This window comes from Paenibacillus sp. J22P165 (assembly GCF_059692015.1).
The window spans coordinates 258,465-271,434 of sequence record NZ_JCAUAP010000008.1; the positions used below are offsets into that span (position 1 = coordinate 258,465).

The following is a 12,970-nucleotide window of genomic DNA, read 5'->3' on the forward strand; positions in this document are numbered from 1 at the left end:
CAGATATTTACCTTACTTTAAATACCTTCCTGTGATCGATTGTTCAGCTTGAATCATCTGTTTTGGTGTACCTTCGAACACGACCTGTCCACCTTTGCTGCCCCCATCCGGTCCCATGTCGATAATCCAATCTGCATGGCTGATGACTTCAAGGTTATGCTCAATCACGATTACCGTATTGCCGGCGTCCACAAGGCGGTTCATAATCTCCAACAGGTGACCGATATCTGACATATGTAGACCCGTCGTGGGTTCATCCATCACATAGATACTGCCCTTCTTATGCAGCTCGCTTGCCAGCTTAATACGCTGACATTCCCCACCCGATAGAGTGCTGAGCGGCTGACCTAGTGTAATATAGTTGAGTCCTACATCACTCATCGCCTGGAGCTTACGAACAACTTCTTTCATCTGAAAAAATTCCAGTGCCTGATCTACGGTCATACTCAGGACTTCTGCAATAGATTTGCCGTTTAGCTTGTATGCCAGTACTTCTTCCTTGAACCGTTTACCCCCACAAACTTCGCATGGCAACTTCACACTGTCTAAGTAAGCAAGGTCTGTATATACAACACCTAGTCCTTGGCAGTTCTCGCAGGCACCCTTGGAGTTGAAGCTGAATAAACCTTGGTTCACTTTGTTCGCAGTTGCAAAAGCTTTACGAACATCATCCATAATCCCCGTGTATGTAGCGGGATTAGAGCGAGTTGAAACGCCAATCGCAGATTGGTCGATAACAATCGCATCCGGATGCTGGCCAAGGAATACGTCATTAATCAGTGTACTTTTGCCAGACCCAGCAACACCTGTAACTACGGTCAGTACACCGGTTGGTATATCAACGCTTACATTTCGAAGGTTGTGCAAGGAGGCTTCCTTAATAGTTAAAGAGCCGGATGGCTTTCTGCAATCATCTTTTAATTGGAGCGGACGCTTCATATGTGTACCCGTCAATGTGCCTGACTCCAGTAAGCCTTCATAGCTTCCTTCATATACAATCGTTCCACCGCGGTTGCCAGCATGCGGCCCGACGTCTACAATATGATCCGCTACCTTGATGACATCAGGATCATGCTCAACCACAATGACCGTATTCCCTTTATCACGCAGCTTTTGAAGCAATTCATTCAATCGGTGTACGTCACGGGGATGTAAACCCACACTCGGCTCGTCGAAGATGTACGTGACATCTACAAGACTACCGCTCAAATGCTTCACCATCTTGACACGCTGCGACTCGCCGCCAGACAATGTATCCGTCTCACGATCGAGCGTCAAGTAATCTAAGCCGATATCTACCAGATGCTGCAAGCGATCCCTCAGTGCCTTCGCAACAGGTGCTGCTACTGGATCGTCAATTTCGCGAACAATGCGAATGAGCTGACCAACCTCCAAGGCGGATAACTCCGCAATGTTGTAGCCAATGATTCGACAACCAAGCGCAGCTTGACTAAGTCGTGCACCGCGGCAGCTGGAGCAGGATCCTTCCGTAATGAAGGGTGCAACAGCTTGTTGTGTACGCTCGGACTTCGTTTTCACATCCTGCTTGATATACTTGTTTGTGAACTTCTCAATAATACCTTCCATGGTTATATTCATGGCTTTCCCGGCGAAATTCATCTCCACTTTCCTCGCCTTGCCGTACAAGAGCTGCTCTAATTCGTCATCCGTGTAATTGATCAGCTTCTTATCGGGATCGAAGAAGCCTGTCTGCACGATCAAGTTCAAATCCCAGCTGTTTACCTTATAGTCAGGCAGCAGGATTGCCCCTTCATTCAAGGACTTTGACTTGTCGAAAGCCTTATTCATGTCGACACCAAGCCTACGACCGAGTCCGTTGCACTCGGGACACATACCTTGTGGATCGTTAAATGAGAACATGTTTACAGGGCCAATAGAGGGCTGACCTACACGTGAGAACAGCAGACGGAGAATGGGAGAAATATCAGTAATCGTACCCATGGTTGAATGCGAACCACCGCCTAGCCGCTTCTGATCAACAATAACAGCCATGCTCAGGTTCTCAATCGAGTCCGCGTCCGGTTGTGGAAATCGCGGAAGAAAATTGCGAACGAACATGCTGAAATTTTCGTTCAGTAGTCGCTGGGATTCGGCGGCTATCGTATCAAAGACGATCGAAGACTTGCCGGAACCGGATACGCCAGTGAAGATCGTGATCTTTTTCTTCGGAATGCGCAAGGAGACATTCTTGAGATTGTTTTCCCTCGCAGCCGAAATTATGATATACGCCTGATTGGATTCACTCATGCCTAACATCCTTTCGCTCTAATTCGTTTTAGGTACTCCAAAATTTACTATAGAAAGCGACCCAATCTCTAATTTCTCGAAGCGGAATCTCCTCTGCCTCGCTCTTCGGTCGTATTATAGGTCACCATTTAGTGTCATGTCAATTCAATCCTTTAACTCTTAATTTGCACAAAACAGCCCACCGGTAAGTACCGGAAGGCTGTTGTTATGCAATCTATGCGTTCTGCTATTTAGCAGCTTATTTCTGTTGTTGAAGCACTTGCAACATAGCTGCTACAACACCATTATGATTGGATAAATGCGCGGCAGTCGTAAGAATTAATTCACCGAAATTTTCGGCTTTTTTGAAGTTCTCTGGCACAGACTCGTCTAGTCTATCCTTCAACGTATTGTAAATATGTTCACGCTGTTCTTTCAATTCCGCAATCATGACATCCCACTCAGGCATCTGAGCAAGCTGCGTTTCCGTCCATTCCGTAGCTTTCGTTCCATAATGGAACAATTCTTTATAGTGTTCCGGTGTTGCCAGCGTTTGCTGCGAAAGTCCAAAAACATGGAAATCTGTTATGCGAAGCACATGTCCCAAATGCCAATAAAGGCTGGTGTTAAAACCTTGTGGAACAACTTTACGTAGATCCTCTGGGCATTTTGCAAGGTGATTCATAAAATTATCATGCTCAACATTATATAAGTGAAATACGAAATCTTTTCTCATTTTCATTCTCCTCTACGTTATAAAATATGAATTATGTGGTCTTACGATTGTTGCAGCTTCGAATAAAATCGATTGAATTTGGCTGAATAGATGATCACATAGATCACAATAATTGCGGCAAATAGATTAAGCAAAATCAAAGAGAAATTCAAACTAAAAAATTGTGTCAGAACACCAACACCAATTGGCGGAACAATGAATCCTGCGTACGCACTTAAATAGAAGGCTGAAATGACGCGCGGACGTTCCTCTGGTTTTGGTAACTGACTAGCAAACCTTAGGGAAACTTGGAATGTCCATCCAGCACCAATGGCTTGAATGAAAATGCCTGCCCACAGGAGGAATAAACTCGCTGATTCGCCGGAAAACACAATGACCCATGATCCAATTGCCAGAAACAAAATACCCAATCGCATCCGAATGACAGGATTACGCGGCCAAGGAAAGAACTGCATCAACGCCCCTCCACCTAGCAGCACCAGAATTAACAAACCAGAAATAGAAAGATTGTTCGTGTGAATGACGTGCTTAACGAAAGTAGGAATAAGTGAAAATACAATGCCACCTAATGTGAATACTGTAAAAATCGGCAGTCCGATAAAAGACCAGAAGTGTGCGCGAATATTGTCAGGAACACCTAGTGATAGTTTAGTTTTGGCCTGCGTCTGTACCTTACTATCCTCGAGTTTCGGCAGCATTTCCAGCACAATCCATGAACTCACTAACAAGATGAGAAGAAACCAATATGGAACACGAAGCGGCATGACATGAACATACTGTATGATTAAACCTGAAATAGCTGGTCCTAATCCAAATCCAATATTGATGATGACACCTGATAATTTTATTGCTGTACCCACTTTCGTGGAAGCGGTTTGTTTTAACAAAAAAGCACTAGCTGTACCTGTAAAAGCACCATAAGCGATGCCTTCCAATATCCTAGCCGCGTAGAGCATCGTTACATTCGTACTTAGGATAAAAAGCAGCGTCGATGCGATCGAAAACCAAATACTGATGCGAAGCACCTTTTTCAATCCCCAGGCGTTCCCCCTAGCTCCCACGACAAGCAAGGTCGGCAGGAGAACAGCGGCATATACGGCAAACAATATCGTGATTTCAAGACTACTCAAATGAAAATGCTCAGCGTATAAAGGGAACAGCGAGGAAATAAACGTAGCTCCGATGGACATGATAAGTACAACCCAAAGCATTTTTTTCACACGGTTGACCTCTTTCTATATTGAATGAAAAGGAAGATTAGGCAGCATATTTGCTTTATGTTGTCCTGTTTTTAAATAGAAATACGGAAGCAACAGGCATCGAAATATCCGTCTTACTTACTAGTTAGTAAGTATAACTCAAAAAAAATTTAGCTCTTAATCATTCTCTCAATTTGTTCCATAATTTGAGGTGTAATATCTTTTTCTAACACCCGTTTGTATTGCAAGCTACCTTTGATACAGGATAAAACAGCATACGCTAAAGCTTCAATGTCAACGAAACTTTTAACTATTCCTTCTACTTGAGCTTGGCTTAACAGCTCCATCCAACCCGTCAATTCAAACTGGCTTAACTCTCGAACTCTCAGTTGAACGACTTCTGGTATGGATTCGAAATCGGTTTGCAGTGACGATATTGGACATATCCCTTTACCACTTAGCTTTAATTGTTTACTAATGAGGTTTCTAATTTTCTCTTCCGTAGATACATCTTCAACTTTTACAGACTGCATTAGGCCTTTCAAAGTCTGATGAATCCGATCTGTTACGGCAACGGCCAAATCCTCCTTCTTCTCGAAATGGTAATGTATACTTGCTTTGGTCACGCCTAATTGCTTAGAAATATCATCATAACTAAAAGCAACGTAACCTTTTTCCCGAATTAAATCTAGCGCCAGTTCAATAATTTGTGTTTTTCTGTTTTCCATGCTCGTATCTTAACTTACTAGTTAGTAAGTTGTCAACTCCCTCTTTAACTTCCCCTCGATCTTCAATCTATATATCCAAAAATTAGGTACTACACAAGGATAGTACTTAATAAATACTTCATAACATGTTACTTTGAGTGTAGATAGCCATCCGATCTTACGAAGAGCTAACTGAAAGATGAGGTGATTGGTTCTTGGACATTCATAACCGATTTGAGGAACTAGAGAAGCGAGTTATTGAGCTCGAGAAAGAAATCGCACAGTTAAAACAACGCACACCATCAACCTATACAAGCAGCATACCAAATCCTGTTCAGCAGATTGCACCCATTGCTACTGCACCACCGAAACAAGATGTAATCAAAGAAGAAACAGACTGGGAACACCTCATAACACGTGTATGGCTGCCGCGGGTATTCATGTTTGTTCTACTGATCGGCATTGTCTGGGGATTTAAAGCGGCAGTTGATAGTGGATGGATTACAGAACGATTGCGTTGTGTCATTGGCTACTTAGTTGGTGGTGGCTTTATTTGGCTCGGATTCCAACAACACAAGGCCAATCGACCACTCCTGTCACAGGTTCTATTAGGTGGTTCAATTGGATTGTTTATGCTAACAACCTTTGCTGCTCATCAGTTATATCATCTTATTCCAGCACCTGTAGCATTTACACTCAATGTACTTGGGGTCTTACTGGGATTATGGTTGTCACACAAGCTACAATCACAAGCATTAGCGATCATCGCAAGTACAGCAGGCGTGTTGACACCTTTTCTCTTGAATACTGACCATCCATCTTCCGTGTTCTTTGTAAGTTACGAAGCCATTTTGTTCATTAGCTTTATGTTGTACGCAATTAGAGCTAAATTTGTCGGCTTACTGTACGTTTCGTTCGGTTTACTCCCTTTGGCCCTGCTCCTTTTTGGCATAAGTAGTAATGGGGATGCGAAGGTTGCTGCCATTGGCATTTCCGTGCAACAACTCGTTTTACTTGTGTCTATTTGTTTGAAAACCCCCATGATACAGCACCAACTTAGACTGTTGATTCCGAGCTTCGCGTTTACTTCGATGTGGTTTAAAGCCACTTACTCGGACGACGTTTTCAACTTGGTAATGATCTGTACTTGCCTGATTTATGCCGCGCTTACTTACTGGTTCATCCGAAATGAAAAAGAAAAAGTGCCGTTTACATTGACAGTAACCTCATACGCAATATTATTCTTCGCGGCGAACTTCTTCAGCGCAGATGCTTTAGCGGGATTCTTGTTGGTAGAGGGTATTATTGCCTTGTTACTCGGATTCGTAGTGAAGTCGTTATTGCAAAAGGTGAACGGAATCATCATCTATGTACTCGCTTTTGGTATGTCAGTGACAACTCTCCTTGAGGGTATGCGTACAATCCTGTCAGTTGAAATGCTAATCTGGCTATTCGTATTAGTTACAATGATAGCTATGATCAAAATATTAACCCGTTACGGGGATGCCCTTACGTTTAGGAACACCTTAGTTTGTCTTAAATACGCACTTGGTGTGTTAGTATTGTTTTTCATTACGGAAGTGACACGCACATTGACACACCATGTAAGCTCAAATATGCAACATCTGTTTGTTTCGATGGTGTGGGTTGTTTACGCGATTAGTGTTATTGCCTATGGACTTCAGAAGCAAATCAAACAAATGAGGCTTGCTGGTGTAGCATTATTATTCCTAACGCTAATAAAAGTCATCTATCTGGATTTACCGAATGTCTCCCTGACCGTCAAAGCCATTTTATTCATTGGACTCGGGTTTATTGGCCTTCTGTTATCACGATTCTTCTACAAAAAGAACTGACGTCTTAGTTTGACAACACATAATTCTCAGGGCACATTACTTCGTTTCTGTAATAAAGTACCTATTTTTAACTTTTTTTATTTAAATATTTGAAACCACTTAGTCTTCAAATCGTATCAGTGAATAGGCAAATCACAAGGAGGAAATTTACACATGTCCATGTTTAAACGAATGCTCGCTAGTGTCGGAATCGGCGCTGCACAAGTAGATCTTATGCTTCATCAAGATGAAGTGAACGCTGGTGACATCATCGACGGTGTTGTACGAATCCAAGGAGGACGCGTTGATCAACAAGTTGATGACGTTTATGCCTTCGTGATGACGCGTTATGTGAAAGAAGAAAACAATACGAGAACGCAAATTGAAACAGCTGTTGCCAAATTCCAGCTTGTCGGGAAATTTACCGTTGAAGCTGAGCAAGTTTATGAATTCCCAGTTTCCTTCGAGCTTCCTGCGATCACACCCGTAACGATGGGAAGAACGCCAGTCTGGATTCAAACCGGGCTTGATATTAAAGAAGCCGTTGATCCCAAAGATCAGGATAAGCTCCAAGTAGGCCCGCACGAACATTCTGCGATTATCCTTGAAGCAATGGACCAACTCGGATTCCGACTCCGTGAAGTGACGTGCGAATACGCGCCAGGCATCGGTCGAGAGATTGGATTGCCTTTCGTTCAAGAATTTGAATTCGTTCCTACCTCACAATTTCGAGGTCAACTGGATGAATTAGAAATCATCTTCTTCCCCGACGGAGATGGCGTGGACTTATTGCTACAGATCGATCGTAAAGCTCGCGGATTATCCGGCCTATTCTCAGAAGCAGCCGGTATGGATGAAAGTTTTGTGAGAGTACGCTACGATAGCAATGAACTAGCTTCCGGAACAAGCTACATAGCCGGAGAGCTGGCAGAGTTAATCCGCAATTATGTATAAGATTTTAGTGTTATTCTAATCGCTATTCATGAACAACAAGAGGCCTCTCCAATTGGGAGAGGCTTTTTTTATTACACCAACCTACCGTTTACTCCAGCGTAAGCAGTAACGATAATAGAATCGGCGTCGTATACTTGCCCCTGGAAGAACCTCAAGTGCTGCTTGACGAATCTCGCCTAGTGACTCTTTGGGTGCCGCAATACGCACAGCGGGATCTTTCATCCCTCCGTGCATGCGATCCATGATCCTGATAGGAAGAAGATAAAGTCCTGAAATAAGTAGATCCATAAATGTTTTATCCTCTGCTAAACCAATAACGAGGAGCCGCCCGCCAGGTGCGAGAAAATCGCCCATATGTTGAAGTGCCTTTCGCAATTCCATATGATGTAGCGTCGCAACACAGATGATCGTAGCATATTGTTCCTCTGGAGGCGGAACTGGCATTGCGAGGAAGTCATCATTTACAAATGACACATTCGCCGTTGCAGCTAGACGTTTTTGTGCAAGAGAAATTGCTTTCAAATCGGGGTCAATGCCAACCACCTGTTGGGCAATTGGCGCGAGGCGTTGAAGTAATAATCCGTCACCACAACCAATATCGAGCACTCGCCCTCCACGCAGCTTGGCATCTGCTACTAATTCATTGTGAAACGCCGTATTGTGATTCCAGTAATTCTCCACTGCTATAGTCGCTCCCCTACTGATTGTAGATTAAAAGGTAACCGATCTATCCGCCAGTCCGCCAGTTGCCTTCCTGTATGAGTGGACTATTTATCATCGTTTTAAGTTCAAAATTAAGTTATAGCCCCACCCCTTCATCAAGTCCCAACATGATGTTCATACATTGAATGGCTGCTCCCGAAGACCCCTTCCCCAGATTATCAAGTCGGCAAGCAACTAACACTTGCTCGTCATTCCCTAGGACAAAAATCTCAGCATTGTTGGTTCCATTGCATAATATCGGATCAAGCGCATTTGGGGACATTGCTTTAGGATCATCAAGTGGAATGACATTTACAAACCGTTCACCCTGGTAATAATCTGTGAGAATGGTATGGATTTGCTTAAGACTAGGTTGATTACGAAGTAACCGAGTGACAAGAGGAACTGTCACAACCATGCCACTATAGAAATTGCAGACAGTTGGAAGAAAAACAGGCGGGAACTCTAGATCCGTAAATGTCTTCATTTCAGGTAAATGCTTATGATCTAAGCTTAAACTATAATGATGTGAAAGTCTCAGGCTGTGACTTGTATCGTGATTATTGCTGGACTCGTATTGTTCAATTAATGCCTTTCCGCCTCCACTATAACCGGTTAATGAGTTAAGACTTACCGGATATTGTCGCGGCAGAATTCCCAATTCAATAAGCGGTTTCACCGCTAGAATAAAAGCAGTAGCGTGGCATCCTGGCACTGACACACGCGCCGAGTTGGCTATCTTGTCCCTTTGGAAGGACGATAATTCTGGTAAGCCATATGTCCAAGCTTCCTGGGTACGAAAAGCCGTACTACTATCAATAATCCGAGAATGAGGATTCGTAATAAGTGTTACTGCCTCACGAGCAGCTTGGTCTGGTAAACATAAGAAGACAATATCTGCTTCATTCATGAACTCATTTCGGATCTTAGGATCTTTTTTATGATCCTCCTGAATGGATAGCAGCTCCAGATCATTGCGTTGGTTAAGTCTTTCATGTATTTTTAATCCTGTCGTCCCGTATTGACCATCTACAAACACCTTCATAGCGCATACCTCCGTAGATATAATGAATAATTATACAATTATATGAATTTATATACAATCCATTATTTCATCCATTCTACGCAAAAAAACCACTCCATGGAGTGGTCTTTTATGAACTATCACTTTCCTATTAAGCTCAGTCGTACAACTTTCCCCACTCCACTACTCTGCTGCATAACCTGTTTACCAGTTGATGTTCGTGACTAATGACCAAAATACCGCTGTGCGTTCGTTCCGCCCATTTCAATACCGACTGCCAAATTTGCGCTTGTGTAATCGCGTCAAGCATAGTTGACATCTCATCGGCTATTAAATACCGTGTTCCAGCCCCTAACGCTCGGGCTACACATATTCTTTGCAGTTCCCCGCCTGATAGTTCACCAGGGTAACGGTTTAACCACTCGTCCTCAATCGCTAGGTCAGCTAGCAAATTTGCATCTATGCCACCAGACTCCGCTAGCGTTCGCCGCAGTTTCCATTTCGGGTTCACTGCTTGTTCAGGGTGCTGAAGCACGAGCTGGACGGGATTTCGCACACCTGCGGGAATTGGTGCACCATCTAGATGTACATGACCTTCAACAGGGTGAAGATGGCCCGCAAGCAATTTCCCTAGCGTAGATTTCCCGCAGCCGCTTGGTCCAACAAGTCCGACAATCTCTCCAGATGCAATGCAAATGTTCGTGTGTTGGAATAACCATGTCCCTTTCTGATAGGCATATCCAAGTGCATTTCCCTCAAGTGGCATGTAAACACCTCACTTCACCGCTTCTGACATTACGCAATTCTGGCGGACTATCCTCACATTCTGATGTAGCGGACGAACAACGCGGAGCGAACACACACCCTTTAGGTAGAGCTTGCGGCAAAGGTTGAGAACCAGGAATGGCTGTAAATTGTTGACCAGGGAGTGCACGCCATAGCGCCTTCGTATACGGGTGTCTCAGCCTTTCTCCATCCCCAGCAAAGTCGCTTTGATGTGCGATTTCCACTACGGTTCCCGCATACAGTACGGCAATTCTATCGGCTACAGTGATCGCTGCCTCAATATCATGAGTGATCAGCATCACCGCACAACCTCCCTCTGCTAATTGCCTGAAACGGTCCAAAGTCTCCTTCATCGCTATAGCATCTAAGCCTGGTGTGGGCTCATCTGCGATTAATAACTCTGCACCGCTCACCGTTGCGGTTGAGACAAGTACTTTACGGGACATGCCTCCCGATAATTGAAAGGGAAACCATTTGGCTATGTAATCAGCGAGATTGTATGTACGAAAAGCTTTTCGTTGGAGTTCTATCGGATCTCCTTGACGAACAGACTGCTGCACTTGCTCTCCCACTCGCATTAATGGATCTAAATATTGCACAGATTGAGGGATCAGCGAGATTTCAGTCCCTCGGATCCTTCTTTGTCTCTCTGGGGTTAAGGGCTCATCTTTAAATTGAATGCTGCCAGTAACTTGAGCATTACTCGGGAGAATGCCAAGAATCGCATGCGCAAGCAGACTTTTTCCCGAACCACTGGAACCCACAACAGCCAAAATTTCTCCTGCAGCAATCGAGAGATGAACATCATGAAGGGTTTCCGTGCGTACCTGTCGCATGCGTCGGTCATACCGATTAAAGTGGATAGAAAGATTGTTAACCTCTAACATTGCTGATCTCCTTTCTCCTAAAAATCAATCTTTAACGATCATGCGTATGCCTTGGATTCACCCATTGCTTCAAGTTTTCTCCCAACATGGCAAAGGAACGAACAAGCAGCAGCAAGCATAAGCCAGGAAATATGGCTAACCACCAAAGTCCTGAGGACAAATAACGCATGGATTCGGACAAAATAATACCAATAGCTGGCTCATGCGGGGAAAGTCCCATACCGATAAACGTAATGGAAGCTTCATGCAAAATAGCATGCGGAACGATAAGAATAAGTCCCACTAATAGTTGTGGAATCAGCTGGGGAATCATGTGCCTAGTGGCGATCCACCATCTGGATTTACCAAAATTTCGTGAGATGACGACATAAGGCGCCGTTTGAATCTGCAACACTTCCGCGCAAATCACCCTTGACAAGCTTGGCCAATGTGTCAACGCGACGCCAATGATAATCCCTTTGGCCCCTCCCCCTAATACAAAAGCAATTAAGAGCAGCGTTACAAGATGAGGCACACTGAGAAATAAATCCGTCAACCAGTTAATGAAACGATTCATCGTTTTGCCCATAACAGCTCCTAAGAGTCCCATTACACTCGCAATAATGACACTTGAAGCTCCCGCAGTTAGTCCCACTTTGAGACTGAGGATTAATCCTTTGAACGTTCGGGTAAACATATCTCGGCCAAGCCAATCCGTGCCAAAGGGATGTTGCAAGGAAGGCCGCAAATTTCGCTGTGCCAGATTCGTATCTAAACCAGTAACGTTCAGCCCAACGGACAGTATATAAATCGTTACTAATACAAACACAGCAACAACCGATGACATCCATAATCGATGACGATAATGAAATTTAGGAAGCGTCATGCCGACGCGTTGAAGAAGCCTCATAACCGACTGCCTGCTTTCATTCGAGGATCAATAAGTCGGTAGCTTACGTCAGCCATCGTATTCCCTGTATACACGAAGACAGCGCTAAATAACACAATGCCCAGCAGCAGCGGGATATCACCACGAAGCCCTGCTTCTACAGCCGCTTGGCCTAACCCCGGGTATGAAAATACTTGCTCTGCCAAGACAGCTCCTCCGAATAATTCGCTGAATGAGGCAAACTGCAAGGTAATCGCCGGTAAAGCTACATTACGAAGCCCGTGTCTCCAAAATATCGTGAACCCTCGCTCGCCCCGAGCTCTAGCAAACAGCCAATAATCAGATTCAGTCACATGTATTAGCTTTTCACGTGTATGTAGTGCAATAGCTGCAATCCCAGTAACACTTAGAGTCAGCGCGGGCAGCAGCATATGACGGACGCGATCCAAGAAATGAACCTGATCCGATGTAACGCCAGCTGGAACGGCAAGTCCGATGGGAAGTATTCCGAGCCACACCGCAAAAACTAACATGAACAGCAAGCCAACCCAAAAGGTTGGTGTTGAGGAAAGGGTATAACAATACCACCGAACAAGTTTATCTATCCAAGTATTTCGATTCATTGCGGCAAGAACGCCAGACACGAATCCGATCAGACCGGATAACAGCCAGGCAGCCCCCATGAGTGTCAGAGATGCGGCAAAACGTTCACCGATCACCTCCAACACAGGTCTGCGGAAAATCATAGAGGTTCCCAAATCCCCTTTTACAAGAGCGCTCAACCAATTCCAGTAACGTACAAATGGGGGTTCGTTCAGCCCCCAATATTGCATGATGGCTTCACGTTGTTCTGCACTCACTCTTAACAGATCAGCCCCAACATAGGCTTGAATCGGGTCTATCGGCGAGAAGTGAACCAGCATAAAAGAAATAGAACTCACCGCAAGGAGCAGAAGGATCAGACTTCCTCCTTTGCGAAGCAGAAATGGCAGAATAACTCTGGTCATACTCGTCATAAAAGATCC

General features: G+C 44.3%; 12 protein-coding genes. 2 read left to right on the top strand and 10 right to left on the bottom strand.

Annotated features, from left to right (window positions below; translation table 11 throughout):
* Window positions 1-12 precede the first annotated feature (12 nt).
* The 4 genes from AC58QM_RS21340 to AC58QM_RS21355 form a co-directional block, all read right to left on the bottom strand.
* Window positions 13-2,268: an ATP-binding cassette domain-containing protein gene (locus AC58QM_RS21340; RefSeq protein WP_497286871.1), complete on the bottom strand. Its 2,256-nt coding sequence runs from the start codon at window positions 2,266-2,268 to the stop codon at window positions 13-15.
* Between the two features lie 238 nt (window positions 2,269-2,506).
* Entirely contained in the window at window positions 2,507-2,983 is a 477-nt protein-coding gene (locus tag AC58QM_RS21345) for a DinB family protein (protein WP_497286872.1), read from the bottom strand.
* Window positions 2,984-3,024: 41 nt separating this feature from the next.
* Window positions 3,025-4,194 carry an MFS transporter gene (locus AC58QM_RS21350; protein WP_497287104.1) on the bottom strand — a complete coding sequence of 390 codons (1,170 nt, stop codon included), beginning with the start codon at window positions 4,192-4,194 and terminating at the stop codon, window positions 3,025-3,027.
* 158 nt (window positions 4,195-4,352) lie between these two features.
* A complete protein-coding gene (locus tag AC58QM_RS21355; protein ID WP_497286873.1) occupies window positions 4,353-4,910 on the bottom strand; it encodes a TetR/AcrR family transcriptional regulator in 558 nt (185 codons plus the stop codon).
* 194 nt (window positions 4,911-5,104) lie between these two features.
* On the opposite strand from AC58QM_RS21355, the gene AC58QM_RS21360 reads away from it, so the two are divergent.
* Window positions 5,105-6,745, top strand: a complete 1,641-nt coding sequence (locus AC58QM_RS21360) for a DUF2339 domain-containing protein (RefSeq protein ID WP_497286874.1) — start codon at window positions 5,105-5,107, stop codon at window positions 6,743-6,745.
* Window positions 6,746-6,898: 153 nt separating this feature from the next.
* Window positions 6,899-7,678 carry a sporulation protein gene (locus AC58QM_RS21365; protein WP_497286875.1) on the top strand — a complete coding sequence of 260 codons (780 nt, stop codon included), beginning with the start codon at window positions 6,899-6,901 and terminating at the stop codon, window positions 7,676-7,678.
* An 81-nt stretch (window positions 7,679-7,759) separates the two neighbouring features.
* On the opposite strand, the gene AC58QM_RS21370 is transcribed toward AC58QM_RS21365, so the two are convergent.
* The 6 genes from AC58QM_RS21370 to AC58QM_RS21395 all read right to left on the bottom strand — a co-directional run bounded on the left by AC58QM_RS21370 (window position 7,760) and on the right by AC58QM_RS21395 (window position 12,961).
* A complete protein-coding gene (locus AC58QM_RS21370; RefSeq protein ID WP_497286876.1) occupies window positions 7,760-8,359 on the bottom strand; it encodes a class I SAM-dependent methyltransferase in 600 nt (199 codons plus the stop codon).
* A 118-nt stretch (window positions 8,360-8,477) separates the two neighbouring features.
* On the bottom strand, window positions 8,478-9,425 hold the full coding sequence (gene argC, locus AC58QM_RS21375; RefSeq protein WP_497286877.1) for an N-acetyl-gamma-glutamyl-phosphate reductase: 948 nt from the start codon (window positions 9,423-9,425) through the stop codon (window positions 8,478-8,480).
* Window positions 9,426-9,561: 136 nt separating this feature from the next.
* Window positions 9,562-10,170, bottom strand: a complete 609-nt coding sequence (locus AC58QM_RS21380) for an ABC transporter ATP-binding protein (protein ID WP_497286878.1) — start codon at window positions 10,168-10,170, stop codon at window positions 9,562-9,564.
* Window positions 10,160-11,077: an ABC transporter ATP-binding protein gene (locus tag AC58QM_RS21385; RefSeq protein WP_497286879.1), complete on the bottom strand. Its 918-nt coding sequence runs from the start codon at window positions 11,075-11,077 to the stop codon at window positions 10,160-10,162. Before AC58QM_RS21385 ends, AC58QM_RS21380 begins: the two co-directional genes overlap by 11 nt.
* A 31-nt stretch (window positions 11,078-11,108) precedes the next feature.
* Window positions 11,109-11,966 (bottom strand): ABC transporter permease, encoded by an 858-nt coding sequence (locus tag AC58QM_RS21390; RefSeq protein WP_497286880.1) that lies wholly within the window; start codon window positions 11,964-11,966, stop codon window positions 11,109-11,111.
* A complete protein-coding gene (locus tag AC58QM_RS21395) occupies window positions 11,963-12,961 on the bottom strand; it encodes an ABC transporter permease (protein ID WP_497286881.1) in 999 nt (332 codons plus the stop codon). The genes AC58QM_RS21390 and AC58QM_RS21395 overlap by 4 nt, the downstream gene beginning before the upstream one ends.
* Window positions 12,962-12,970: the final 9 nt, after the last annotated feature.

What these genes read in the sequence shown, in the direction of transcription:
- AC58QM_RS21340 (WP_497286871.1), bottom strand. Translation starts at nt 2,268, where the DNA reads ATGAGTGAATCCAATCAGGCGTATATCATAATTTCGGCTGCGAGGGAA.
- AC58QM_RS21345 (WP_497286872.1), bottom strand. Translation starts at nt 2,983, where the DNA reads ATGAGAAAAGATTTCGTATTTCACTTATATAATGTTGAGCATGATAAT.
- AC58QM_RS21350 (WP_497287104.1), bottom strand. Translation starts at nt 4,194, where the DNA reads ATGCTTTGGGTTGTACTTATCATGTCCATCGGAGCTACGTTTATTTCC.
- AC58QM_RS21355 (WP_497286873.1), bottom strand. Translation starts at nt 4,910, where the DNA reads ATGGAAAACAGAAAAACACAAATTATTGAACTGGCGCTAGATTTAATT.
- AC58QM_RS21365 (WP_497286875.1), top strand. Translation starts at nt 6,899, where the DNA reads ATGTCCATGTTTAAACGAATGCTCGCTAGTGTCGGAATCGGCGCTGCA.
- argC (WP_497286877.1), bottom strand. Translation starts at nt 9,425, where the DNA reads ATGAAGGTGTTTGTAGATGGTCAATACGGGACGACAGGATTAAAAATA.
- AC58QM_RS21380 (WP_497286878.1), bottom strand. Translation starts at nt 10,170, where the DNA reads ATGCCACTTGAGGGAAATGCACTTGGATATGCCTATCAGAAAGGGACA.
- AC58QM_RS21385 (WP_497286879.1), bottom strand. Translation starts at nt 11,077, where the DNA reads ATGTTAGAGGTTAACAATCTTTCTATCCACTTTAATCGGTATGACCGA.
- AC58QM_RS21390 (WP_497286880.1), bottom strand. Translation starts at nt 11,966, where the DNA reads ATGAGGCTTCTTCAACGCGTCGGCATGACGCTTCCTAAATTTCATTAT.
- AC58QM_RS21395 (WP_497286881.1), bottom strand. Translation starts at nt 12,961, where the DNA reads ATGACGAGTATGACCAGAGTTATTCTGCCATTTCTGCTTCGCAAAGGA.